Annotated in this window: 25 protein-coding genes; 4 read left to right on the top strand and 21 right to left on the bottom strand. The window is 49.5% G+C overall.

Annotated elements, in window-relative coordinates; all coding sequences use genetic code 11:
- Positions 1-90: 90 nt before the first annotated feature.
- From DWX00_RS00270 to DWX00_RS00200, 15 genes are all read right to left on the bottom strand, one after another.
- Positions 91-1,971 carry a DUF5696 domain-containing protein gene (locus DWX00_RS00270; protein WP_055267920.1) on the bottom strand — a complete coding sequence of 627 codons (1,881 nt, stop codon included), beginning with the start codon at positions 1,969-1,971 and terminating at the stop codon, positions 91-93.
- 116 nt (positions 1,972-2,087) lie between these two features.
- The gene (gene rsfS / locus DWX00_RS00265; RefSeq protein ID WP_022462899.1) at positions 2,088-2,441 is read right to left on the bottom strand and encodes a ribosome silencing factor; all 354 of its coding nucleotides are present in this window, start codon (positions 2,439-2,441) and stop codon (positions 2,088-2,090) included.
- A complete protein-coding gene (gene yqeK / locus DWX00_RS00260) occupies positions 2,442-3,044 on the bottom strand; it encodes a bis(5'-nucleosyl)-tetraphosphatase (symmetrical) YqeK (RefSeq protein WP_117801121.1) in 603 nt (200 codons plus the stop codon). It abuts the gene before it with no gap.
- Positions 3,045-3,056: 12 nt separating this feature from the next.
- A complete protein-coding gene (gene nadD, locus DWX00_RS00255; protein ID WP_117801119.1) occupies positions 3,057-3,677 on the bottom strand; it encodes a nicotinate-nucleotide adenylyltransferase in 621 nt (206 codons plus the stop codon).
- Between the two features lie 67 nt (positions 3,678-3,744).
- Positions 3,745-4,038, bottom strand: coding sequence for a ribosome assembly RNA-binding protein YhbY (gene yhbY / locus DWX00_RS00250; RefSeq protein ID WP_022462902.1), 294 nt, complete (start codon positions 4,036-4,038; stop codon positions 3,745-3,747).
- Between the two features lie 28 nt (positions 4,039-4,066).
- Positions 4,067-5,365 carry a GTPase ObgE gene (gene obgE, locus DWX00_RS00245; RefSeq protein ID WP_118594428.1) on the bottom strand — a complete coding sequence of 433 codons (1,299 nt, stop codon included), beginning with the start codon at positions 5,363-5,365 and terminating at the stop codon, positions 4,067-4,069.
- A gap of 110 nt (positions 5,366-5,475) precedes the next feature.
- Entirely contained in the window at positions 5,476-5,766 is a 291-nt protein-coding gene (gene rpmA / locus DWX00_RS00240) for a 50S ribosomal protein L27 (RefSeq protein WP_022462904.1), read from the bottom strand.
- 4 nt (positions 5,767-5,770) lie between these two features.
- Complete coding sequence (locus DWX00_RS00235; RefSeq protein ID WP_055228163.1) at positions 5,771-6,091, bottom strand: ribosomal-processing cysteine protease Prp; 321 nt, start codon at positions 6,089-6,091, stop codon at positions 5,771-5,773.
- 5 nt (positions 6,092-6,096) lie between these two features.
- Entirely contained in the window at positions 6,097-6,402 is a 306-nt protein-coding gene (gene rplU, locus DWX00_RS00230) for a 50S ribosomal protein L21 (protein WP_022462906.1), read from the bottom strand.
- A 116-nt stretch (positions 6,403-6,518) separates the two neighbouring features.
- Positions 6,519-7,394, bottom strand: a complete 876-nt coding sequence (locus tag DWX00_RS00225; RefSeq protein ID WP_055267903.1) for a DegV family protein — start codon at positions 7,392-7,394, stop codon at positions 6,519-6,521.
- A 156-nt stretch (positions 7,395-7,550) separates the two neighbouring features.
- Positions 7,551-8,561 carry a type II CAAX endopeptidase family protein gene (locus DWX00_RS00220; RefSeq protein WP_158578713.1) on the bottom strand — a complete coding sequence of 337 codons (1,011 nt, stop codon included), beginning with the start codon at positions 8,559-8,561 and terminating at the stop codon, positions 7,551-7,553.
- Between the two features lie 27 nt (positions 8,562-8,588).
- Complete coding sequence (locus DWX00_RS00215) at positions 8,589-9,788, bottom strand: ribonuclease E/G (protein ID WP_118594426.1); 1,200 nt, start codon at positions 9,786-9,788, stop codon at positions 8,589-8,591.
- Positions 9,781-10,488, bottom strand: coding sequence for a TIGR03936 family radical SAM-associated protein (locus DWX00_RS00210; RefSeq protein ID WP_117508951.1), 708 nt, complete (start codon positions 10,486-10,488; stop codon positions 9,781-9,783). Before DWX00_RS00210 ends, DWX00_RS00215 begins: the two co-directional genes overlap by 8 nt.
- Positions 10,472-12,337, bottom strand: coding sequence for a TIGR03960 family B12-binding radical SAM protein (locus DWX00_RS00205; RefSeq protein ID WP_118594425.1), 1,866 nt, complete (start codon positions 12,335-12,337; stop codon positions 10,472-10,474). Before DWX00_RS00205 ends, DWX00_RS00210 begins: the two co-directional genes overlap by 17 nt.
- 25 nt (positions 12,338-12,362) lie before the next feature.
- Positions 12,363-13,409 (bottom strand): M42 family metallopeptidase, encoded by a 1,047-nt coding sequence (locus DWX00_RS00200; protein WP_117509152.1) that lies wholly within the window; start codon positions 13,407-13,409, stop codon positions 12,363-12,365.
- 293 nt (positions 13,410-13,702) lie between these two features.
- Between DWX00_RS00200 and DWX00_RS00190 the strand changes: the two genes are divergently transcribed.
- The gene (locus tag DWX00_RS00190) at positions 13,703-14,578 is read left to right on the top strand and encodes a YitT family protein (protein WP_055267889.1); all 876 of its coding nucleotides are present in this window, start codon (positions 13,703-13,705) and stop codon (positions 14,576-14,578) included.
- 80 nt (positions 14,579-14,658) lie between these two features.
- Here DWX00_RS00190 and DWX00_RS00185 read toward each other — a convergent pair whose 3' ends face one another.
- Both DWX00_RS00185 and DWX00_RS00180 read right to left on the bottom strand, forming a co-directional pair.
- Complete coding sequence (locus DWX00_RS00185) at positions 14,659-15,246, bottom strand: 50S ribosomal protein L25 (RefSeq protein ID WP_055267887.1); 588 nt, start codon at positions 15,244-15,246, stop codon at positions 14,659-14,661.
- A gap of 230 nt (positions 15,247-15,476) precedes the next feature.
- Positions 15,477-16,478 carry a DnaJ C-terminal domain-containing protein gene (locus tag DWX00_RS00180; RefSeq protein ID WP_055267919.1) on the bottom strand — a complete coding sequence of 334 codons (1,002 nt, stop codon included), beginning with the start codon at positions 16,476-16,478 and terminating at the stop codon, positions 15,477-15,479.
- A gap of 216 nt (positions 16,479-16,694) precedes the next feature.
- Here DWX00_RS00180 and DWX00_RS00175 point away from each other — a divergent pair, with 216 nt between their 5' ends.
- The 3 genes from DWX00_RS00175 (at position 16,695) to DWX00_RS00165 (ending at position 19,977) form a co-directional block, all read left to right on the top strand.
- On the top strand, positions 16,695-17,897 hold the full coding sequence (locus DWX00_RS00175; protein ID WP_022462783.1) for an iron-containing alcohol dehydrogenase: 1,203 nt from the start codon (positions 16,695-16,697) through the stop codon (positions 17,895-17,897).
- 85 nt (positions 17,898-17,982) lie between these two features.
- Positions 17,983-18,462 (top strand): DUF6465 family protein, encoded by a 480-nt coding sequence (locus DWX00_RS00170; protein WP_022462784.1) that lies wholly within the window; start codon positions 17,983-17,985, stop codon positions 18,460-18,462.
- Positions 18,463-18,591: 129 nt separating this feature from the next.
- The gene (locus tag DWX00_RS00165; protein ID WP_055267881.1) at positions 18,592-19,977 is read left to right on the top strand and encodes an MATE family efflux transporter; all 1,386 of its coding nucleotides are present in this window, start codon (positions 18,592-18,594) and stop codon (positions 19,975-19,977) included.
- 82 nt (positions 19,978-20,059) lie between these two features.
- Here the strand turns inward: DWX00_RS00165 and DWX00_RS00160 are convergent, their stop codons facing one another.
- The 4 genes from DWX00_RS00160 to DWX00_RS00145 form a co-directional block, all read right to left on the bottom strand.
- A complete protein-coding gene (locus tag DWX00_RS00160; protein ID WP_055217914.1) occupies positions 20,060-20,833 on the bottom strand; it encodes a histidinol-phosphatase in 774 nt (257 codons plus the stop codon).
- Between the two features lie 27 nt (positions 20,834-20,860).
- Positions 20,861-21,718 (bottom strand): transporter substrate-binding domain-containing protein, encoded by an 858-nt coding sequence (locus tag DWX00_RS00155; protein ID WP_055217916.1) that lies wholly within the window; start codon positions 21,716-21,718, stop codon positions 20,861-20,863.
- Between the two features lie 122 nt (positions 21,719-21,840).
- Positions 21,841-22,584, bottom strand: a complete 744-nt coding sequence (locus tag DWX00_RS00150) for an amino acid ABC transporter ATP-binding protein (protein WP_118594424.1) — start codon at positions 22,582-22,584, stop codon at positions 21,841-21,843.
- 3 nt (positions 22,585-22,587) lie between these two features.
- On the bottom strand, positions 22,588-23,262 hold the full coding sequence (locus DWX00_RS00145) for an amino acid ABC transporter permease (protein WP_022462789.1): 675 nt from the start codon (positions 23,260-23,262) through the stop codon (positions 22,588-22,590).
- Between the last annotated feature and the right edge of the window lie 138 nt (positions 23,263-23,400).

Genomic DNA, 23,400 nt, shown 5'->3' with positions numbered 1-23,400 from the left:
CCGCGCAAGATATGCACTTGAAAAAATACAAGGAAAACCACAAAATCTTGTATTTTTATAAGAACAAAATCTACATGTGGCGCTTTTCTTTTATGCCCCGTATCCGATTTCATATATCTGCTCTGCAAAGTCACAAATAACATATGTTCCATCGGAAAATTCACTCTTCTGTACGCTTCCGTCCACCGTCATACACTCGTGGCGTACCAGTTCCAGGAGTGCCGTTTTTTCATGCAGCTCCGTTACAACGCGGCATCTTTCTGTCATCTCTTCCAGACTGATTTTCTCCCCGTCAAATGCACCATCTGTATTCGGATATGCGCCGTCCCGTACAAGATACGGTGCACCGCCTGCAAGAAGCGCATACAGCATATAGTCCTCGTCTTTTGAAACACGGTCCATCATCCACGGCTCGATCACACAGTCATGATACACAAGATTAAAGAGCGGCACCGGGATTCCTTTTTTCGGTGTCTCTGCCGGGCGCAGCATAAAGTCGTACGGCGCATAATGGCAGAATACCAGATACGGAACGGCCCAGTCGCTGACCTCCTCGGAGCTTGAGAGAATCCCCTGTGATAGCAGCCAGGAGAAGCAGTTTCCGCGGTACGTATAGCAGTCTCTTCTCGTCATCACATGCTCCGGATTTGCGCACTCGTCGCCCTCGTTGCACGTAAACACATCGAGGTATGCACCGTCAAGCCGGATTCCGTTTTTCTTCAGCTCGGCAAAATTCCGTTTCACATAGAACGGTGCCTGCGTTGCACAGAGATAGCTCTGCGGTCCGCCCGCCCAGTAACTGTGTCCCGGTATCGTTCTATCCGGAAGGCGGCAGGCATAATTTTCATCGTAGCTCGGCGCTGCATGGTAATAATCGCGGTACTGGTCGTGAATACCGAATTTGTAGCCGAAATCATGCATCGTATCGACAAGCGATTTCATGTCTTCCCATCCGCCGGCCGCTTGGCATGCCGGTGTGTAGTCCGGATGCTGGTTGTCATACCCCGGTTCTGCCCAGCCGTCCAGATGAAGATAGACTTTCTCTACGCCGAGATCATGAATTTCGCGGATCTGCTGTTCGCGCACGGAAAACGGCACTACGCGGTTATTTTTCTCCGGATTCTGCGGATCGAAAAAGCCGGACTCCGGCTGCACAACCGTCTTGATTCCCGTATGAACAAAACACGTTCCCACAAGATCGTGAATGGACGGATTCTGTACTGCCTTTTCTTTCAAAGTGCGCAGATGGCCCTGTTCCCGTACATACTGACGGTATGTTTTGCAGAGGTCGTTATAATCGCAGTTATTTAAAAACGTATAACGGAATACGCGGCGGTAATTCATTGTTCCAAGGCTTGGCTCCAGCCATGCCCCCACGCTGGTATACGGGCCGCCTGCCGGGTGCTCTGCCTGATAACCGACGTTCCACGGTGTTGTACAGATCGCTGTATAGCCGCATCTTTCCTTCACCTGGCCAAACCACGGCATATAGCCGCCGGAGGTCTCAAATCTGCCGTCAAACGAAAGCTTTCCAAGTTCCGTCTTCCAGGTATTCGGAATCAGAAGTCCCTGTCCCTCGGTAAGGAGTGTATACCAGTCATCGCGCCCGTTTGTAAACTCCATTGCCGTCGGCCACAGCACCTTTACCGGATGCAGTCCCTCCTCGCAGAGCGGAATCCACTCCATCCAAAATGTTTCATCCACAGCTTCGATCCAGATAATCGTCTCGAAGGCATACGGTGTTCCCGCAAATCCCGCATAACGGCTCCGGATGCCGCATCCGACGCCGAAGGAATAGACCTCATGGGAAATCTCCTCTGCATCCAGGAAACGGTATGTTCCCTCTGCAAAAATCAGTTCCGGTGTCTTTTTCGGATCCGTATTCCAGACAACGCCGTCTTTTTCGATCCTAAGTCCCAGCGTCTCTTCATCGAGCATCACAGCAAGCGATCCGCTTTCTATTTTTTTCATCGTGTGATATTCCCCTTTTTCTTTATCATATGCGTTCCAAACACCAGAAAGGCGCAGAGAACCCGTCCGCCTTTCTCTGCACGGTTCCGGATTTTCTGCGCCTTTTTCCACCTAACTTACATAATCTCTTCTTTTTCTACGACTTTACCGTCTCTCCAAATTCTCTCCAGATCGTAGAACAGGCGGTTCTCCTCATCAAAGATGTGGATGACAACATCGCCGTAGTCCATCAGAATCCAGTTTGCGGTCTGATAGCCTTCGATCTGTTTTGGATGTACGCCGGCCTTTCCGAGTACCTCCTCCACGTTGTCTGCCATTGCCTGCACCTGGTTACGGTTGCTTCCGCTGGCGATCATGAAATAATCTGCCAGGGTAGAAACATGGGTAATGTCCAGAATGCGGACATCCATTGCTTTTTTATCTTCCAGTGCTTCCAGTGCAAGTTTTGCAGTCTGTTTTGCTTCGCTCATTTATACTTCCTCCTTTGCCGTCCGTTCCCGGTGCAGTGCCTCATAGAACTGATATGCCTGCTCCGTCATCGGGTCCATCGTCTTCGGGTTTTCCGACAGATACGCCATACTGTCTTTTAAAATTTCATACATGCATTCGTCGATATCGGTGAATGCCAGCTTCCGAAGGCGGGTAAGATGAGGCGCCTTGTTTCGTGCCGGCTCGATATAATCTGCGATATAGATGATCTTCTCCAGCAATGTCATATCTTCTTTTCCTGTCGTATGCCAGGTGATGGCGCTTAAGATCTCCGGATCTTCCACCTTATACTTGTCCTTCGCCAGAAATGCACCGAGCTTGGCATGGATCAAAAACGGATTGTTCCGCTCAAACTCAGTGATTTCAATCTTATTTTTCTCACACATGGTGATTTTTTTCTTATTCGGAATGCATTTTGCACAGTCGTGAAGCAGTCCCGCGACACGGGCTTTTTCGAGATCCTCGCCCCATACCATCGCCATGGATGATGCGGTAAACATCACACCGAGCGTGTGATGATAGCGGTCTTCATCGACTTCCTTCTGGAGTTTTTTGTCCAGTTTCCATAAATCGTACTGTTCCATCCTGCTCTTCCTCTAATCCTGATAGATTTTCTGCTCCTGAATGTAGGAAATCACAGAATCCGGCAGATAGTATTTCACGGATTTTCCTTCCCGGATCCATTCCCGCAGTTCGTGGGAAGAAACATCCAGATTCGGTGTGTCGAGTTTCAGAAAGGTACCGTGAAGTTTTTCTGCATTTCGTTCCATACAGGCCAGAAGCTCTTCCTCTTTTGCCCGATCCCTGGTCGCCACAAGGATCTTTGCCGCGGCGCAGATCCGCTCTGGATTTTTCCACTCATCAAAATAGAACAGGGAATCCGCTCCAATGATAAAGTAAAACTCCGTGCCCGGATGTTCCTTCCGCATCGCCTCAAGCGTCCGATAACTGTAGGTATAGCCCTCATCTTTCATCTCTTTGGTGCAGAGCACAAAATGCGGATTGGATGCGATGGCACGGCGCACCATCTCGACACGCTGTGCATCCTTTGCCTGTCCCGCCCGGTTCCGCTTATGTGGCGGATTTCCGGCCGGAAGAAACCAGACTTCATCAAGCCCGAACTGCTCGTACGCCGCCTCGCCAAGGATCAGATGACCGATATGAATGGGATCGAATGTGCCTCCCATAATGCCAATTTTTCTGTTTTTCTTTTCCATACGTTTTCCTCAAAAAGCGCCGGAACTGCAGCGGTATGCTCCGGTCCCGGCGGTTCTTTCCTGCGGATTATTTCGGAAGCTGAATTTTCTTTTTCTCTTTTTTGCCCTCTTTGTACAGCACGATCTTTTTGCCGATCACCTGTACGACCTGGGAATTGGTGCGTTCTGCCAGAACTTCTGCGATCTCTCTTGGATCATCGAGGCAGTTCTGCAGTACATTGATTTTAATTAGTTCTCTCGCCTCAAGTGCCTCTGCTACAGCAGCGGTATGCTCCGGCGTGATGCTGCTTTTTCCTACCTGCAGGATCGGTTCCATGGTCATGGCAAGGCCTTTCAGGTATGCTCTCTGCTTGCTGGTCATACGTCTCCTCCTTCGTTATTTATTCGTTCTATTTATAATAATCAAATTCAAATCCATACATCTTGACGGTATCGCCTTCCTGGATGCCGGCCTGCTCGAGTTCGTCTAAGATACCGGTATCTTTTAAGAACCGCTGGAAGAAAGCAAAACCTTTCTCGGAATCCAGATTGGTGTAGCCGAGCATTTTCTCGATCTTCGGTCCCTCGATGATGAAGCGGTGCTCGTCCTCCGGGTCCTGCTCGACGGTGTACGACAGGTTCTCGGCAAGAAGCATATCCTCCGGGAAGAATTCCTGCTCGAAGACCATACGCTCTTTCGGAAGCTCATCGAGTTTTTTCTGTACGGCATATAAAAGCTCTTTTAAGCCTTTTCCGCTGACGGCAGAAATCGGATAAACCGGGATGCCTTTCGGCTCGAACTCTTTTTTCAGACGTTCCACCGGATCCTCTTCGCCCTCTTCTACATAGATCGCATCGGTCTTATTGGCCGCGATGATCTGCGGGCGTTTTGCGATCTCCGGGTTATAGGCTTCGAGCTCTTTGTTGATCTTGTTGATATCATCCACCGGATCTCTTCCCTCGGTCGATGCAACGTCTACTACATGGATCATCACGCGGGTTCTCTCGATGTGGCGCAGGAATTCATGGCCGAGGCCGACTCCTTCCGATGCACCCTCGATCAGTCCCGGGATATCTGCGATAACAAATCCGCTGCAGCCCTCAAGGTCTACGACACCGAGGTTCGGGGAAAGTGTGGTAAAGTGATAATTTGCAATTTTCGGTTCTGCATTTGTCACGCGGGAAAGCAGGGTCGATTTTCCAACGTTCGGGAAACCGACGAGTCCGACGTCCGCGATGACTTTCAGTTCCATTCTTACTTCCAGCTCCTGTGCCGGCTGGCCTGGCTGGGCGTATTTCGGAACCTGCATGGTAGCGGTTGCGTAATGCATATTTCCGTTTCCACCTTTTCCGCCTTTTAATACAACCTGACGGCGGTTTTCACCGGACATATCTGCGATGACTTTTCCGCTCGCAGCGTCCATAATGACGGTTCCTTCCGGTACTTTCAGGACAATATCTGCGCCGTTTCCGCCATGGCATCTGCGTTTTCCGCCCGGCTCGCCGTCGGTAGCAGAAAACTTTCTTCTGTGGCGGTAATCAACCAGTGTATTCAGTCCTTCGTCAACTTCAAAAATAACGTCTCCGCCTTTGCCGCCATCGCCGCCGTCCGGCCCGCCGTTCGGTACAAAAAGCTCTCTGCGGAAACTGACATGTCCGTCTCCGCCCTTACCGGAGCGGATCAGAATTTTTGCTCTGTCTGCAAACATGGTATTCTCCTGTCTTGTTTTATCTAAATCCCAATCGGTCTGCTGGACCTTTAATTATTATTAACAAAAACGGCTTCAAACCTCTTAAGATTTGAAGCCGCACCTTTGTCTTACTCTTCTGTTGCTACCGGATATACGGAAACCTGTTTTTTGTCACGTCCTTTTCTTTCGAAAGCTACGCGTCCGTCAACCATAGCGAATAAGGTATCGTCTTTTCCGATTCCTACGTTCACGCCTGGATGAATCTTGGTTCCACGCTGTCTGTAAAGAATGTTTCCAGCCTTTACAACCTGTCCGTCAGCTCTTTTTGCTCCTAATCTCTTGGACTCGGAATCTCTACCGTTCTTGGTAGAACCAACTCCTTTTTTATGAGCGAAAATCTGAAGGTTCATATTTAACATGGTATTACACCTCCTTGAATGCGATCTCTAAGTATTGTGCTCCATAATCGCGGCGGATACTTTCGAGGCCCAGCAAAAGTGATTTTACAAGAAGTGCGGTACTTTCAGAATACCCATTCGGGAATGAAAAATACACGTATCCATCTCCAGCCTCACTTATAATCAGATCCTCTGTCAATGTTTCCACGGAATTTACGGTGTTTACAATCAATGCGGAGACAGCGGCACAGATGATATCCTGCCCTTCCTCTGCATAGCCTGCATGACCGTTTGACTCCACGGAGATGTACTCGCCGTCAGACTCTGTTACGGTTATACAAATCATAAGACTTAAGCGTTGATTTTTTCAATCTTCACTTCAGTGTACTGCTGTCTGTGACCGTTTTTCTTATGATAACCAGTTTTTCTCTTATACTTGTAAACGATAACTTTTTTGCCTTTACCGTTTCCAACTACAGATGCGGTTACGGATGCATTTTTAACGTCCTCGCCAACTTTCAGTCCGTCATTGCTTACTGCAAGTACCTGATCAAAAGTTACGGTTTCTCCAGCTTCAACGCCAAGTTTCTCTACTCGGATAACATCGCCTTCAGCTACCTTGTACTGTTTACCACCTGTTGCAATAATTGCGTACATATGGCACCTCCCTATCAATTACTCGCCAGATTCGGTGGTCTTTCGACTCTTTTACCTCTCTGTGCGGCATACTTCTACAATATATCATCACGTCTGCTGTTTGTCAATAGTATTTTTCAGGAAATTGCAGATTTTTTTTCACATGCAATTGCCAGTGCGCCAGGTCCGATGTGGCAGGCAACGCTTAAGGACAGTGGATGCGCATCGACTTCAAAATCCGGGAAGGCTTCTTTTACTTCGACAATCCATCCATCGATTACTTCTTTGTCGTTTGCGGTATAGGCAATGTGAAGTCCCATGATGCCGGCTGCACGCTCTTTTGCGAAGCGTTTGTCCATATCTTTTTTCATAGCCTTGATCATGGCTTTCTTTGCCTGTTTCACACCGCGCGCTTTTTCAAACGCGTCAAGCTTCTCTCCCTGGATCGTCAGCACCGGTTTGATATTTAAAACGGTTCCGATCATGGCTGCTGCCGGCGTAACGCGGCCGCCTTTTTTCAGGTATTTTAACGTATCTACCATAATATAGATACTTGCATCCAGCGCATCCTCTTCCAGAATTGCTTTGATGTCTTTTGCTGCCACGCCGCGGTTTGCCATTTTCTTTGCATCCAGAACAGACTGCTGCTGCGTAACGGAGATTCTCTGGTTGTTGACAACCTGCACTTTTCCTTCATAGTCCTCGGACAGCACGGTCGCTGTATCACAGGAGGTGGAAAGGCCGCTTGACATCGGAATGTAAACAATGTCATCGTACTCTTCGAGAATTTTGTTCCAGAAATCCATCAGATCTCCCGGAGACGGCTGAGATGTGGAAACAGCCGCATCCTCTGCCAGAATCTCGTAAAACTGTTCCTGTGTCAGGTCGATATCCTCAAACTGGATTTTTCCGCGCATGAAGAAAGGCATCGGAAGGACAAAAACGCCCAGCTCTTTCGCCTGACTCTGTGTAATACCGCTGTTGCTGTCGGTAGCAATAGCTGTTCTTGCCATAGTTCTTATTCCTGCTGTCTCTTTTTAGAGAAACAGCTTTTCCTTTCTGTAATATCGTGTAACGCTTGATTTGCTGTTATTCTATCATAAATCGTACCTGTTTTCTACCCGGCTTGGACATTTCTGCAAAATTGCTCAAACTGCTTTTGATTCTTTTTACATCATACCAATACCAAGAAAAAACAGTCCGCCAAGGATCAGCAGAATGGTCGGAATTACGATTTTTGCAATGGTCTTTTTTCTTCTCTCCTTCGGGAAAAATCCATCGCTTTTTGTCTGCTGGTACATCAGAAGACGGCTTCCCATATAAAGACCGATCGGCATCAGCGCCGCTTCGATCAGATACATGCCGATGTACGTTTCCGCTGCGTATCCGCTGCCTGCTGCTGCGTTCCCCTGCGAGAACATATAGAGGAAGCTTGCCGCAATGCTCGCCACAATCGTCGATGCGTTATGGACGAAATGAAACAGCGAGCTGTAAAACATGTTGTCGGTCTTCATCCGAACATACGAGAGAACGATTCCCATCATCATCATCGGAAGAAAACGGACGATGCTCATGTGGAAAGCGCCAAAATAAACGCCCATCAGAAGCAGCATCACCCATTTCTTTTTGATTCCGCGCAGGCTGTACTGCAGAAGACCGCGGTGCAGTGCTTCTTCACAGATGGCCGGTGTCAGCGCAACGACAAGCAGCTCGCCGAAATAGGAAAGGCCCGCCATACTGCTGTCCATGGATTCCGAGAGGCTTGCGTATTCCTGCGGGAAAATCCATTCCATCAGAAGGAAAAGGGCAAGCACACCGCGGTACGTCACATACCACATCAGAATGGTTCCGAGGATTCCGGCTCCATCCGGCTTTTTTAATGGGAACACTTCTTTTAACGGAATATGAAGTGCCCGTACGACGAGAATGGATCCGATCAGGAATACAATGATCTCGTCCAGCGCATTTCCATACATCCCGCCTGCAAGAACCAGCGGGATTCCGGCGAGATTAAAAAGAACCATCAGAAAGGCAAACACCAGCAGGCCCTGCCATGGTTTCAGTATCTTTTCTTTTTCCGCCGGATGCGGCCGTTTTGCCGGCATCTGGTTTCGAAAGGGTTCGTAAAGATATGGGGTATCATTTTCATTGAGGTGAATCGGTTTCTTTTGTGGTTCCATATTCATTCCTCCTTTGTAAGGTCACCGTCATTTCATCTGTTCTGCCAGCGGCCGGCGGATTTTCTTTCTCGTCAGTTCCACGAGATGAAGCGCCGTCATATCCACAACTTTGGTCTGGACGGGATCTTCCCGCACAAGACCCTGCAGGAAGCCGAGAAGGCGCTCCTCCTGCTCTTTTTCCGGCATGTTGATAAAGTCAACCAGGATCAGACCGGAAATCCCGCGCAGGCGGATCTGGCGGGCGATTTCGCGGGCTGCCTCCTGGTTTACGCTGTACAGAAACGTATTTTTCCGTCCGCCGAGCTGCTTTCCGCTGTTCACATCGATCGCGGTCAGCGCTTCGGTCGGTTCGATCACGAGGAATCCGCCGGAAGGCAGATCCACACGTTTGTCGAGTGCCTGTTTTACGTGATTTTCGAGATTTTCTTTCTTTGTCAGTGTGGTAAGCTGATCCTCATACCAGGTCAGGCGGCAGTCGTGAAAATCATGGCGCTCCAGATATTCTCTGCAGATCTCATACGTTTCTCTGTCATCTGTCACAAGTTCTGAAACTGACGGTGCATACCGTTTGACGAGCTCCGGCACGGCATCTGACGCCCGATACAGGCAGGAGTACAGGCTCCGCATCGTTCCATACTGGACAATCCGCGCGAGTTTTTCGGACAGCTCGAGATATTCCTGCCGGATCTCTTCTTCCGAAGCATCAGCGGATGCGGTGCGGAAGATCACGCCAAACGGAAGGCTTCCGCCGGAAAGCTCTGGAAACATCCGGCTTCCCAGTTCTTTTAACCGTTTTTTCTGCTCCGGCAGAAGGCGTCCCGAGCATGAGATTTCCGGCTTTCCATAATAGAGCGCCAGGGCACTTCCCGAAAGAGAAAGTTCTGCTGTCGCCGACGGAAGCTTCGTTTTCTGCGCTTCCCGCTGGATCTGCACGACAATTTCATCTCCGACATGCAGTTCCGTTCCCGGTGCTTTTTTCAGAAGATACCCTTCTTTTACACGGGACAGATCAAGAAAACAGCTCTGCTGCTCCGCAAACGAGACAAATGCCCCGCGGATCCCGGGCGCCAGTTTTTCCACCCGGCCGACATAGATATTGCCAAGCAGCGTTTCCTTCTCCCTGCAGAGGGCCGTCAGTTCGACCGGTCTTTCTCCTTCCACCAGCGTGTGTACCAGGTAATCTTTTCCCTCCCACGGCAGATGGGCAATGACAACTCGTTTACTCAACTTCTTCTCCTAATGCTTCCAGCGGAACCAGCTTTCGCTCTTCTTCCGTTCCGATGTCTGCGTAAACTTCCTCGCGCAGAATCGTGTATGCAAACGGCGGCAGTTCAACCCCGCACCATTTGCAGAACGCTTCCATCACGAGCTCCGGTTTCAGGTTCGAAACACTTCCGGTGGAGAGCTGCATCCAGACACCGCTTTTCTTTGCTTTCATATCGTAAATCCATGGGCGGATATCGGTCAGCTTTTCGCTTCGTTTTGTCTTTCGCATGATCTCAATCTGCGGAAGTGCAAAAAACACCGGTACTTTCGTTTCCAGATCAATCTCCGGCATTTTTCCCTCGCGGAACTGCACGAGATAATCGGCTCCTGCTACGAGAGACATTGCCTTGCTTGCTTTTCCATCCGGCACATGGCGGGCGGAAAGCACTTCCATTCCCTCAACCATCGTCGCATTCAGACGTTTTACAATCTCGTCGGTTTTCATATCTTCCGCGAGCACCATATCGAAATATTCACCGGTGCTGCTGATGCCGACACCGAGCGGAGAAGCAAACGACAGCAGCATGTGCGGGCTGAAGCCCTCGGAATAAGCGATCGGAAGTTCCGCACGGCGGATTGCTTTCTGGAAGTAACGCATCACATCCAGATGACCCACAAATTTCATCACACCTGTTTTGGCAAACTTAATTCTGATTTTCATAGCAGACACCTCCTCCGAATGATTTTGCTCCGCAGCCGGAACACTGCATCTTACAGTTCGGGGTAACGGTTTCCTGCTGTGCCCGCTCCCATTCGCGGATCAGGAATTTTTTCGTCACGCCGATATCAAGGAAATCCCACGGAAGGATCTCATCGGTGCTGCGCTTACGGCAGGCATAGAACGAAACGTCAATGCCGGTCTCTGCAAACGCTTCTTCCCAGGCATCTTTCCGGAAATACTCGGACCAGGCATCGAAAATAGCACCTTTTCTGTACGCTTTTTCAATAACTTCGGCACATTTCCGGTCACCGCGTGCAAGGAATCCCTCCAGAAGGGAAATATCTGCCTCATGATAAATGTAACGGATGCTCTTCTGATTCAGCTGTGCGCGGACCTCTGCCTTTACAATCGCCGCTTTGTCAAGAAACTCCCTCTCCGTGTTCATCGGTGCCCACTGGAACGGAGTGAACGGCTTCGGAATAAAGAACGAGGAGCTTGCCGTAATCTGGCATTTTCCGTTTCTCTGGTCTTTCGGAATCTCATAGTAACGCTCTGCGATCTTTTCCGCCAGATGCGCAATTCCTTTGATATCATCCTCGGTCTCGGTCGGAAGGCCCAGCATGAAATACAGTTTTACTTTATTCCAGCCGCCCTCAAACGCTTTTCCGGCTCCGTCGAGAATGACTTCCTCGGTCAGACCTTTATTAATAACATTCCGCATCCGCTGGCTTCCCGCCTCCGGTGCGAAGGTCAGGCTGCTCTTTTTGATATCCTGTACCTTGCTCATGACATCGAGGGAAAATGCGTCGATTCGAAGAGACGGAAGGGAAATATTGACACCTTTTTCCGGGCAGCTGTCGATCAGATAGTTGACAAGCTCCGGAAGATGGCTGTAATCACTCGAGCTCAAAGAACTCAACGAAATCTCATCGTGGCCGGTATTGCGCAGCATATGGGTCGCAAGTTCTTTTAACTTCTCCACATCGCGCTCTCTTGTCGGACGGTACACCATACCCGCCTGGCAGAAACGGCAGCCGCGGATACAGCCGCGCTGGATCTCCAGAACGACACGGTCCTGTGTTGCCTTGATAAACGGCACGACCGGTTTCTCCGGATACGTTGCCTCGGTCATATCCATGACGAGCTGTTTTTTGATCTTTTCCGGCGCTTCCGGGATGGACGGCGTAAAGGCTGCAACGGTTCCGTCCTCGTGGTACGTTACTTCATAAAACTGCGGTACGTAAATGCCCGGGATCTGGCATGCCTTTTTCAGAAAATCCAGACGGGTTCCGCCGTTCTTTTTATTTTCCAGATACGTGTCGAAAAGCTGGTCGTACACAACCTCACCCTCTCCGATGTAAAACAGGTCGAAGAACGGAGCGATCGGCTCCGGGTTGTACGTACACGGGCCGCCGCCGATGACGATCGGGTCCTCGCCGGTACGCTCCACCGCATGCAGCGGGATTCCGGCAAGGTCGAGCGCCTGCAGAACGTTTGTATAACACATCTCATACTGCAGGGTGATGAACAGGAAATCCTCGTTTTTCACCGACTCCTGGGATTCCAGGCCGAACAGCGGAATGTTCTGTTCACGCATCACGCGGTCCAGATCCGGCCATGGGGAATAAACTCGCTCGCACCACATGTCCTCGCGTTTGTTGAACATATCGTACAGGATCTGGATGCCAAGGTGGGACATACCGATCTCATACACATCCGGGAACAGGAATGCGCCGCGCAGGGCTACTTTCTCTTTGTCTTTTACGACACTGTTGAATTCATTTCCAATGTATCGCGCAGGCTGCTCAATCTGGAGCAGCACTTCTTCTGGCAATGCTAATTTTCTCATGCAATTCTCTCACTTGTTCTTATTTTTATTTGTCCAGATACGCCGCAAGCAGTTCCAGCGTATTCTTCACGCCGTCCACATGGCTTCTCTCATATCCATGGGATGCGTACACACCGGCGCCGATCAGGGCATGGCGTGCGTCTGCGCCGCCGCGGAGCGTTGCCTCCACGTCAGAGCCGTAGTGCGGGTAAACATCCGCCGCATAGTCGATTCCGTTTGCTTTTGCTGCCGCAATCAGCTCACCGGTAAAATCGTAGCTGTAAGGGCCGCCGCTGTCTTTGACGCAGATGGATACCTGATGCTCTTTACACTCCAGTCCGTCGCCGACACAGCCCATATCAACAGAAAGGATATCCGTCACACCCTCCGGCACGGAAGCAGATCCGCCGTGGCCGACTTCTTCGTACACGGTGATGTGCTGATAAACCGGACGGGACGGTGTGATATTTTCTTCTTTTAAATACTTCGCATAGCCGAGCAGGATTGCAACGCTCAGTTTATCATCGAGAAAACGGCTCTTGATGTATCCCTTCTCGGTGATGCGGGTTCTCGTCTCAAAGCAGACGATATCACCGGTCTCGATGCCGAGCGCTTTTGTCTCCTCTTTGGAGAAGACCATCTCATCCAGAACGACCTCCATATTGTCGTAGGTGCGGTCCTGCTGGTCGTAGGAACCGTTGACATGGATCGACGGGTTGTTCATCTGGAAGCAGCCCTCGTACCGTTTTCCGTCTCTTGTGATGACAACGCAGTTTTCCGTCTCCGCATTGTTCGGATTCATACCGCCGAGCGCGGTGAGACGAAGACGGCCGTTTCCTTTCACTTCCGCTACCATGCCGCCGAGCGTATCGGTATGTGTCTCCACAAGGACACCGCCGTTTCCTTCACAGCCTTTGGCAAGCTGCACCAGAAGGCCGCCCTTTGTGGTGATCACCGGCGCATAGCCCATCGCTTCGTACTCTGCTTTCAGCCATGCAATGGCATCTTTCGTGTAGCCGGTCGGGCTGTCGATGGAGAGCAGTTTTTTCAGTTTCTCTGTTATAAAATCAACATAAACCTTTGTATTTTTCATGTTTCTTCCTCCATTTTTGTTTCTGTTTTTTCTTCTTTTTTCGAAACATTTTGAAACAGAAACTGCAGATTTTTTCTTTCCGAAAAAAGATCCTGCCCTTCATCATACCACAGAAATAAATTGGATACAACCATCGGAAAACGGAAAAATGGAAATAAGGAAAATGTAACTGGACAAACTACCATATGCCATGCTATGTTTGAAGAGGGGGATACATTATTAGCTGTTATTCAAAAAAGTTTCTTCTATAATAAAATAAAGGTCGCCTCAAATTCAAATAAAGGAGCAAAAAAATGGACACAAAAGAACAGGCATCGCAGCCTGCATTACAAACGTTAAAAGAATATGCTGTCATTACCGCAGCTGTTCTGATCATGGACATTGGAATTTATGTTTTTAAATTCCCCAATAATTTTTCTTTCGGCGGTGTATCCGGTATGGCCGTTGTCATCTGCCGGTTTCTTCCGTTCACTGCCTCACAGATCAACCTTTTTATCAACCTGCTGCTTCTGCTGGTTGGTTTTGCTGTGCTGGGGCGGAACTTCGGCGTCAAGACAGCCTACGTGACCGTGCTTTCCTCGGTTCTTCTGAACATTTTTGAAAAGCTGTTTCCGATGGCACATCCGCTTACCGATGAGATCATGCTGGAGCTCTGCTTTGCCATTATTCTTCCGGCACTGGCGGCAGCACTGCTGTTTTTTGAGAATGCCTCCGGCGGCGGCACAGACATCATCGCCATGATTATTAAAAAATATTCTACAATGAATATTTCCACTGCCCTGCTGGTGACCGACCTCATCGTTGTCATCCTTGCTTTCCTGATTTTCGATACCTTAACCGGACTTTGTTCGGTTCTCGGTCTGATAGCGAAAACACTGCTGATTGACAAAACGATTGAGCGGATGAAGCTGAATAAATTTTTTACGATTATCTCCAACAATCCGCAGCCGATCTGCGATTTCATCACAAAGGATCTCAATCACAGCGCAACCCTTTACGACGCCGTCGGCGCTTACTCCGACCAGCAGCGGACAGTCATTCTCACGGTTGTGGATGTCAAGCAGGCCGTCTATCTTCAGCGGTTTATTCATGATACCGAGCCGACCGCGTTTATTGCGATCACAAAGAGCAGCGAAATTATCGGAAAAGGCTTCATGAGTTATATCTGATCGATTCAAACCATATTTTTCACGCAAAAAATCCGAAGGTTTTTGACGCCTTCGGATCTCTTTGTATGTGCTTATTCTGTTTATTTCTCTTCTGCTTCTTCGGTATCTTCTGCCGGTGCTTCTACGTTGTGGGAAGCCATCAGACTTACGACAATGGATTCCGGATTGGTCTTTATGGTGATATCCGGGTCAGCGGCCAGGGACAGATCTTTGACGCGGATGACATCACCAATCTTCATCTCTCCGACATCGACCATTACCTGATCGACCAGGGATGCCGGGTATGCCATGTAGGCAACCTCGTTCAGATCCTCCTGCAGAACGCCTTCTGCGATCTTTTCATGGTTTACAAGGACAATCTCTGCAACGGAATGAACTTTCTCGTTGCTGACCAGTGCCTGGAACTCGATCGAATCAATCTGTCCGGCTACCGGGTTATAATCAACATTTTTGATCAGGACATCGTATGCGGTTCCGTCGACATCCAGCATAATCTGGCTGCCTTTGTGGTCTGTCTTCAGCAGTTTCTCGATATCTCTTTTTACCATCTTAACTGGAATGGATTCTTTCATCTCTCTGCCGAATACATTGCCGACAACGTATCCTTCTCTTCTAAGTCTTTTTGCTTTTACATCCAAACTTCTCTTTTCAGCTTTTAAAGTATTCATTTACCTTTTCCTCCAAAAATCTGATTCTTAGCAGGCTTCTTATCTTGTGAAGGGTGTTAAGTTTGCTTTGCCTTGTGGCTATGAATAAGTTTCTTGGAACAGGATGTTTGGGAACATGCAAGGAAGAATTGGTTTCTTGTTGATTCCTTTTCTTTGTTCTAGATGTAATATAATACCACAAACACGATTTGTCAACCCGGATTTTCCGATTTCACAGTTTCTTCACATTTTCAGCACGCTTCCTTATATTCCATCAGTTTCTGGCGTGCTGTGCGGTTCAGACTGCGCGGTACAGCAATCTCAATCGTCGCATAATGATCACCGTGCACGTTCGCATCTTTCATCGATACCATGCCCTTGCCGCGCAGACGGAGCTTACTGCCGGACTGTGTTCCTTCCTTGATTTTGCAGACCACATCTCCGTACAGTGTCGAGACACGCGCTTCACCGCCAAAGACTGCCGTTGTGTATGGAATCTGAATCGTCGTGTAGATGTCCATTCCGCGCCGTTCAAAGCCTTTCTTTTCTTCTACATTGACCTTCAAAATCAGATCGCCGCGGCGGCCGTTTGATCCTGTATGGCCTTTGCCGCGCAGACGGATGCTCTTTCCGCTCTCGATACCGGCCGGGATTTTAACCAGCAGCGTATTGGTCGTTCCATCCGGGTTCCGCAGGGTAATCTGTTTTTCACAGCCCGATGCCGCTTCCTCCAGGCGGATCGAAACCTCAGCGTGCAGATCGAGATCCTCTGCCGTACCGCGGCCGGAAAATGCATCCTCAAACGGATGTCTGCTACTTCCCGAACGCGTATACCGCTCGCTTCCGAATCCACGGCTTTTGCCATGAAACATCTGATCAAAGAAATCGCCGAACATATCGTCCGCGTTTCCTTCAAAGTGAAATTCGTGATAGCCGCCGTTGTTTCCGCTTCCGCCGAACGGGTTTCCATACGCACTGCCGTACGGATTTCCACCGCCCTGCTGGCCGTACGCGCCGGCTCCCTGGTCGAACGCCGCGAATCCGAACTGATCGTACATTTTCTTCTTTTCCGGATCGCTTAAGACAGAATACGCTTCTGTCACTTCCTTAAATTTCTTTTCCGCATCCGGGTTTCCCGCATTCGTATCGGGATGATATTTTTTCGCCAGTTTCCGGTATTCACGCTTGATTTCTTTCTCGTCTGCATTCCGGCTGACGCCTAATACTTCATAATAATCTCTCTTTGTTTCCATCATCAGGCACCTCCAGTCAAGCCTTTTCCTGATTTCCCAGGTGAACAATTCCTGGCTCTTTTTATCTGTTCTATTCGTACTATAACACGCATTTTTCACACTGTCAATTCTTTTCACGGAAGATTCAAAATTCCTATACGAATTGAAAAACCTGCCGTGCACTGTTACAATAAGAGATATACGATTCTCACGATTTTTTATGGAGGTACTTGATTGATGCATTCCATTTTCTGGTTCCGCACCCGGCAGTGGGTGTTGAGCCGCGTTCTTCATCTGACAGAGCATAAGAAACAGACACTCCTTGCAGCACCGGATGCTGTTCTGCTGCTCCCCGCGTTATTCCGGAAACGCCGGATCTCCCGGATTCTCCTGGTGACTACCCCCGGCTTTGTCCGCCGCGGAACACTGACGTCTCTGCTGGATGGCTGTAAAAAAGAAAACATTTCCGTCACCATTTTCTCCGAAATCGCCCCGGATCCGCAGATTGAGAGCGTGGAACAGGGTTTCCGTCTTTATCAGCAGATTCAGGCGCAGGCTATCCTCGCCATCGGCGGCGGATCCGTTCTCGATGCAGCAAAGCTGATCGGTGCCCGCGTCTGCTGTCCGAAAAAGACGGTTCCTGCGATGCGGGGCCTCCTGAAAGTCCGTCGGAAACTTCCGCCGCTGTTTGCCGTGCCGACGACAGCCGGAACCGGTTCGGAGACAACGGCGGCAGCTGTCATCACAGACTGTATCGACGGGAAACCATACAAATACGCCGTCAATGACCTCTGTCTGATCCCGGATACGGCAGTTCTCGATCCGCGTCTTACGATCAGCCTCCCGTCCTCTATGACCGCAGATACCGGTATGGATGCCCTGACCCATGCCATGGAAGCTTTTCTGAACCTCTTCGCCTCCCGCAGCGTGCAGAATGCATCCATCGAGGCAGTCTGCGAAAATTTCCATGCCCTGCCCGAAGTCTGGCGAGACGGCACCCATCTTGCTGCACGGCAGGAAATGCTTCATGCATCGTACCTGGCCGGTTTCGCTTTTACCAACAACTTTGTCGGCTACGTCCATGCCATTGCCCACGCCGTCGGCGCACTGTACCACATTCCGCATGGAAGAGCCAACGCGGTTCTGCTGCCTGCTGTTCTGCGCGAATACGGTTCCTGCATTGCGCCTAAACTTGCCGTTCTCGCCGATGCGCTTTCTCTCGGCGGAGATACCGTTTCTGAAAAGGCTGAGCGGATGATTGCAGCTATCGAGGCTATGCGCGATTCGTTTGACATTCCATCCACTCTGCCGCACCTTTCGCCGAATGATTACACAGAAATAGCACGCCGTGCTTTAAAAGAAGCAAATCCCACCTACCCTGTTCCGCAGATCTGGGATTCTGAAAAAATCTTTTCTGTGCTCCGCCGTGTACAATCCTAAAGCCGCTGTTTTCTCGAATTTAAATTTGACAGAAGGCAAAAAACATGGTAATTTATTAGAGATATCGCATAGAGGAGTGAATAAAATGAATAAAAGAACCATGAAAAAAATGGCCAAAGCGAAACAGCAGGCTGCAGAAGCTGCAAAAACAGCGGAAACCGTTGTAAAGACAGCGGCACCGGCAAAAGAAGTAAAACCAACGACTGAAAAAACCTTACATACAGAAGCAGCCGAAGGAAAAGCAGAAGCTGCAAAAGAGCCGAAAAAAGCAACCAAAAAAGAAACCGTTAAAAAAACAATAAAAAAGGAGACCACGGAAACCATGGCAGAAGCAACCAAAACCCCACGTAAAATGACAAAAGTATCTGATACCGTTCTTGAGATCTTCGAGACAAAAGTATCTATGAAAGACCTCGAAGCAGTCATCAAAAAAGAAGTAAAAGCAAACGGATTAAAAGGCGAGATCAAAATCTACCTGAACGCAGAGCAGAGAGCCGCTTACTACACCGTAGACGGACAGGGATCTGACGATTTCAAAGTAGATCTGACCACTCTTGCTGAATAATTTTTCTGTCAGCTGATCTATCAGAACAGACCAAAAGCGGCATGTCCGAAACAAAGTCTTCCGGATTTTGTTTCGGGCATGTTTTTTGCTGTCTGTTCCCAAACCTAAAAAACGACAAGGTATTTTTCTATGAAAACTGTAAACCATCTCGGAACCGACCCGATCGGAAAACTGGTTCCCCGTATTGCTTTTCCGAGCATGCTGGCACAGTTCGTGAGTGTTCTGTACAGCATTGTAGACCGTATGTACATCGGCCACATTGCCTCTGTCGGTGATCTGGCGCTCGCGGGTGTCGGCGTCTGCGGTCCCATTCTCACCATGATCGGCGCGTTCTCCTCCCTCATCGGGGTCGGCGGCGCACCGCTGCTCGGCATCCGGCTCGGAGAGAAAAATGAAAAAGAGGCATCCCGCATCCTGGCTAATGCGTTTCTGATGCTTGTTTCCCTGTCTCTCGTTCTGACAGCCGCGGCGCTTTTTTTAACCCGCCCGATGCTGATGGCATTCGGAGCCAGCACCGTTACGTATCCTTACGCCAGAGCCTATTTTATGATCTACGTTTCCGGCTCTGTGTTTGCGCTTTTATCGACCGGCCTGAACCAGTTTGTGATCTGCCAGGGCTTTGCCAGTGAGGGAATGAAATCTGTTCTGCTAGGCGCCGTCCTGAATCTGCTGCTGGACCCTGTGTTTATCTTCGTTCTGCATCTCGGCGTGCGTGGCGCAGCAATTGCAACCGTGCTCTCCCAGATCGCAAGCTGTCTGTATGTGCTGCATATTCTGTTCGGAAAGACGATTCCGATCCGCATCACCTTCGGCGGGTATTCATTTGCGATCATGAAACGCATTCTGACAGTCGGTTTTACTCCGTTTCTAATCATTGCCATCGACAATGTGATGATCATTGCGATGAACGCCGTCCTGCAGCGGTATGCACCCGCCGGACAAGGAGACAGCTTCATCACCTGTGCAACGATCGTTCAGAGCTTTATGCTGATTATTACGATACCGCTCGGCGGAATCAGCGGCGGAACGCAGTCAATCCTCGCATACAATTATGGAGCTGGAAATTCCGGGCGTATTCTTGAGGCACAGAAAACCATCATCGCACTCTGTGCCGGATTTACGACCTTGATGTTCCTCGTCTCCAATGCCGCCGGAACGCTGTTTGCGCAGCTTTTTACTTCCGATCCGCAGATCGTCTCGATGGTGGTCCGCGCGATCCATATTTCGACACTCTCAGTCATTCCGCTCGGCATTCAGTACGAGATTGTAGACGGCTTTACTGCAATGGGCTGCGTGCGCTATTCGTTTGCACTCTCCTTCTTCCGGAAATTCGTCTACTTTACCGCTCTGTTTCTTCTGCCGCGGTTCTTTGCACTGGAAAACATCTTCTACGTGGAACCTATTTCCGACCTGATCGGGCCGGTTGTCTCAATGATTGTTTACTGGACTTCGATTCAGAAGATTCTGAAACAGCGGGAAGAGGCGGTACGGCTGATGCACACAAAAAAAGCATAAAAAATCTCATATCAAAAAAGCTGTTCTTTTCCGCGGAGTTTTCAAAACTCTCACCAGAAAAGAACAGCTTTTTCTGCTTCTGTTAAAATGTCTTCGGCATCGGAACGGTTTCCTGTACTTTCAGACCGTATTTTGCTGCCAGCTGCAGTGCCTTCTGTTCCGTCTCCGGATTCCAGACGGCTTTCGGCGTATGGGCATCACAGCCGAAAACGGCGGTGTTTCCTTCTTCGCCGGCGATCTTCCAGAACTTCTCGTTCGGATACCATCTTTCTTCCATCAGACCAAGGAAATTGATCTCCAGCGGAATGTTTCTCTTTTTCACCTCACGGCAGAGTCTCCGGTATTCCCGGTCGAACACTGCTTCGTCGCCGTTGAATAAAAAGAGATCCGGGTGTGCCAGATACAGGTATTTTCCGGTATCGATGCCTGCCAGGCACTGGTCCACATACTGTTTCAGGTAGCTTCCGTCTGTTGTTCCATGGCCGCTGTAGAGAATCTTTTCGATCTCATTTCCCAGGCTGTGCTGGCCAAGCACAAAGTACTCAAACGGATAGTCCGACAAAAAATCAATCAGCTGATCCCAGAATCTCGGGAAATACTCTGTTTCGAGTCCGAGATGGATTTCAATATCCTTGTCATACTCTTTTTTCAATGCCAGCACGGTGTCTACATAGCCTTCCACCTGATCGAGCCGCATCCGCATGCCGGAATCGTAGCCGTCCGGGAACGGATAAGGCGAATGGTCGGAAAAACCGAGAATTTTAAGGCCGCCCTCAATCGCGCGCTCCACATACTCCCGCTCCGTTCCGTCCGCATGGCGGCACCGCCATGTATGGGTATGATAATTTGCAATCATGATCTGTAACCTTCTTTATTTTGTATCTTATTCTGCTGCTTCTTTGGAGATATCCGTTCCAAAATATTTTTCCGAAAGCTCTGTCAGTGTTCCTTCTTCTGCGAGCTCGCCAAGTGCTTTGTTGACTGCCTCAAGCAGCGTCTTGGTCTCATCGCCTTTTTTCATCGGAATACCGACTTTTGTGGATTCCGGATCGAGACATGCAATTTTGATCTCTGCATCCGGGTGTGCTTTCATATAATCGTAATACGTTACCTCTGCGTTCAGAGTTGCATCGATACGGCCGCTTAAGAGAAGCTCGAAAGTCTGCTCCAGATCGTCAACACCGGTAACGGCTGCGCCATATTTCTCGGCAACTTCTGCATACGTACTGGAAATGGTGTTCGCGGTGCTCTTTCCGTCGAGATCCTCCATGGACTGGATTTCATCGTTAGCAGAGTTTACGATAACAGCGGTGCGGTTGTATGCGTATGGATCGGAAAAGCTGTATTTCTCAGCGCGCTCCTCTGTGATATCTACGCCGTTTACCATGATATCGTACCGGCCGGAATCGATTCCTGCAAGAAGGCCGTCCCACTCACCCTCTACAAAGGTTGCTTTCACGCCGAGTTTCTCTGCGATCTGCTGTGCCACTTCTACGTCATAGCCGACCAGGTTGTCGTCCTCATCGTGATACGTCCACGGTGCCCAGGTTCCTTCCATTGCCACAACGATCTCACCCTTGCTCTGGATCTGCTCTAAAAGATCCCCAGACGCACTTGCAGAAGATGCTGATGAAGAGGAAGAAGCACTGCTGTTATCTGCCGTGCTGTTTCCGCATCCGGTCAGTAAAAAGGATGATGTCAGGATACCTGCCAGAAATACTGCTGCCATTTTCTTTTTCATAATATTCGCCACTCCTTTTTTGTTTTGTTCTGGAAGAAGCTGCCTTTGCTTCTTCTGTTTTCTTTATTGCAAACTGTCCGGATTCCGTGCTCCGGGCAGGATTTGCCGCTTTGCGGGATACCTTACTCGTAATGCTGTTCAATATTCTGCAAAAATGTTCTCGTCCGCTCTTCCCGCGGATCTGCGAAAAATTCCTTCGACGGACCTTCCTCAACGACAACGCCGTTTTCCATAAAGACAACTTTGTTCGAAACGTTTCTTGCAAAGCCCATCTCATGCGTGACAACGAGCATTGTCATTCCCTCTTTGGCAAGCTGGCGCATAACACCAAGCACCTCGCCGGTCAGCTCCGGGTCGAGTGCTGAGGTCGGCTCATCAAAATAGATAATTTCCGGATCGGTTGCCAGTGCACGGGCGATTGCCACCCTCTGCTGCTGTCCGCCGGAAAGCTGATGCGGATAGTAGTCCGCACGGTCCAGCATGCCTACTTTTTCAAGCGCTGCACGCGCTTTTTCCTCCGCCCTGGTTTTTGGCATTTTTCTGCCGATGATCAGGCCTTCGGTTACGTTATGAAGGGTTGTTTTGTTCAGGAACAGGTTATAGTTCTGAAATACAAATGCGGTTTTCTGACGGATCGCCGCGATATCTTTTTTGCTGATGTTGTGGAACGGATATTCTTTCCCGTCAAAGATCAGGCTGCCGCCGTCCGCATGCTCCAGAAAGTTGACACAGCGCAGCATCGTCGTTTTTCCCGAACCACTCGGACCGAGGATTGCAACAACATCGCCCTGTTTTACTTTTAAATCTACACCTTTTAATACTTCCAGGCTGCCGAACGCTTTCTTTAATCCTTTAATTTCCAGCATGGCTTATTCCCCTTTTTTCTGATATGTACTCAGTTTCTTCTCTCCGATTCCCTGCAGCTTCGTGAGCACAGTGGAGAACAGCAGGTAGATCAGTCCTACTTCAATATACAGTGCCAGCGGCTCATGGGTGCGCGCTACAATCCGCTGCGTTACCATAAACATCTCCGTTACGGTGATATTTGCGGCAAGGGAAGTATCCTTTACCATGGCGATCAGAGAGTTGGAAAGCGGCGGGAAAGCGGTGCGCATCGCCTGCGGAAGGATAATTCTCCGCATGATCTGCAGATACGACATGCCGACACAGTAGCCGGCTTCGAGCTGGCCTGCCGGAACGGCTTCCAGGGCCGCACGCATCGTCTCGGCACTGTAGGCGCCCTCATTCAGGGAAAAGACGAGAACTGCCGCCGGAAACGGATCGATCAGAATACCGGCGCGCGGAAGTCCGTAAAACACAACGAAAAGCTGGACCAGAAGCGGGGTTCCGCGGAAAATCCAGATATAGAAACGTGCAATCTGACGAAGGCCTTTGATGTTTGCAAACTGTACCATAGCCATTGCCGTCGCAATTACAAGTGCAATGGAAAACGAGATTACAGTAAGCGGAATCGTCACCTTAAGGCCCGGCAGAAAGATTTTCCAGAAAGAATCCAGAAGAATATTCCATAATCTTTCGCTCATTTCGATATATCCCCCTTATTTTTACATTTTCCTAGATAGGATAACACTTCAAGTCCGCTTCAAGTCAAGTGTTTTTTCATATACCCCTCCCCCGCATGCAAGAATCCCCGGGAAACACGTTTTTCAACGGCCCCGGGG

It is taken from the genome of Blautia sp. AF17-9LB, from assembly GCF_003479185.1.
In the GTDB taxonomy this organism is placed as follows: Bacteria; Bacillota; Clostridia; order Lachnospirales; family Lachnospiraceae; genus Fusicatenibacter; species Fusicatenibacter saccharivorans.
The sequence above is the reverse complement of the archived record's forward strand: the minus strand, read 5'-3'. Positions and strand labels throughout refer to the sequence as shown.

Bases quoted from the DNA above. Each gene is read 5' to 3' on its own strand.
- DWX00_RS00220 (WP_158578713.1), bottom strand. From the start codon at position 8,561: ATGGAACCACAAAAGAAACCGATTCACCTCAATGAAAATGATACCCCA.
- DWX00_RS00150 (WP_118594424.1), bottom strand. From the start codon at position 22,584: ATGCTGGAAATTAAAGGATTAAAGAAAGCGTTCGGCAGCCTGGAAGTA.
- DWX00_RS00160 (WP_055217914.1), bottom strand. From the start codon at position 20,833: ATGATTGCAAATTATCATACCCATACATGGCGGTGCCGCCATGCGGAC.
- DWX00_RS00200 (WP_117509152.1), bottom strand. From the start codon at position 13,409: ATGAAAAATACAAAGGTTTATGTTGATTTTATAACAGAGAAACTGAAA.
- DWX00_RS00185 (WP_055267887.1), bottom strand. From the start codon at position 15,246: ATGAATACTTTAAAAGCTGAAAAGAGAAGTTTGGATGTAAAAGCAAAA.
- DWX00_RS00170 (WP_022462784.1), top strand. From the start codon at position 17,983: ATGAATAAAAGAACCATGAAAAAAATGGCCAAAGCGAAACAGCAGGCT.
- DWX00_RS00155 (WP_055217916.1), bottom strand. From the start codon at position 21,718: ATGAAAAAGAAAATGGCAGCAGTATTTCTGGCAGGTATCCTGACATCA.
- yqeK (WP_117801121.1), bottom strand. From the start codon at position 3,044: ATGGAACAGTACGATTTATGGAAACTGGACAAAAAACTCCAGAAGGAA.
- DWX00_RS00165 (WP_055267881.1), top strand. From the start codon at position 18,592: ATGAAAACTGTAAACCATCTCGGAACCGACCCGATCGGAAAACTGGTT.
- DWX00_RS00225 (WP_055267903.1), bottom strand. From the start codon at position 7,394: ATGGCAAGAACAGCTATTGCTACCGACAGCAACAGCGGTATTACACAG.
- rplU (WP_022462906.1), bottom strand. From the start codon at position 6,402: ATGTACGCAATTATTGCAACAGGTGGTAAACAGTACAAGGTAGCTGAA.
- DWX00_RS00190 (WP_055267889.1), top strand. From the start codon at position 13,703: ATGGACACAAAAGAACAGGCATCGCAGCCTGCATTACAAACGTTAAAA.
- DWX00_RS00270 (WP_055267920.1), bottom strand. From the start codon at position 1,971: ATGAAAAAAATAGAAAGCGGATCGCTTGCTGTGATGCTCGATGAAGAG.
- rsfS (WP_022462899.1), bottom strand. From the start codon at position 2,441: ATGAGCGAAGCAAAACAGACTGCAAAACTTGCACTGGAAGCACTGGAA.
- DWX00_RS00145 (WP_022462789.1), bottom strand. From the start codon at position 23,262: ATGAGCGAAAGATTATGGAATATTCTTCTGGATTCTTTCTGGAAAATC.
- DWX00_RS00235 (WP_055228163.1), bottom strand. From the start codon at position 6,091: ATGATTTGTATAACCGTAACAGAGTCTGACGGCGAGTACATCTCCGTG.
- DWX00_RS00175 (WP_022462783.1), top strand. From the start codon at position 16,695: ATGCATTCCATTTTCTGGTTCCGCACCCGGCAGTGGGTGTTGAGCCGC.
- DWX00_RS00210 (WP_117508951.1), bottom strand. From the start codon at position 10,488: ATGAAAATCAGAATTAAGTTTGCCAAAACAGGTGTGATGAAATTTGTG.
- nadD (WP_117801119.1), bottom strand. From the start codon at position 3,677: ATGGAAAAGAAAAACAGAAAAATTGGCATTATGGGAGGCACATTCGAT.
- DWX00_RS00180 (WP_055267919.1), bottom strand. From the start codon at position 16,478: ATGGAAACAAAGAGAGATTATTATGAAGTATTAGGCGTCAGCCGGAAT.
- DWX00_RS00205 (WP_118594425.1), bottom strand. From the start codon at position 12,337: ATGAGAAAATTAGCATTGCCAGAAGAAGTGCTGCTCCAGATTGAGCAG.
- obgE (WP_118594428.1), bottom strand. From the start codon at position 5,365: ATGTTTGCAGACAGAGCAAAAATTCTGATCCGCTCCGGTAAGGGCGGA.
- yhbY (WP_022462902.1), bottom strand. From the start codon at position 4,038: ATGACCAGCAAGCAGAGAGCATACCTGAAAGGCCTTGCCATGACCATG.
- rpmA (WP_022462904.1), bottom strand. From the start codon at position 5,766: ATGTTAAATATGAACCTTCAGATTTTCGCTCATAAAAAAGGAGTTGGT.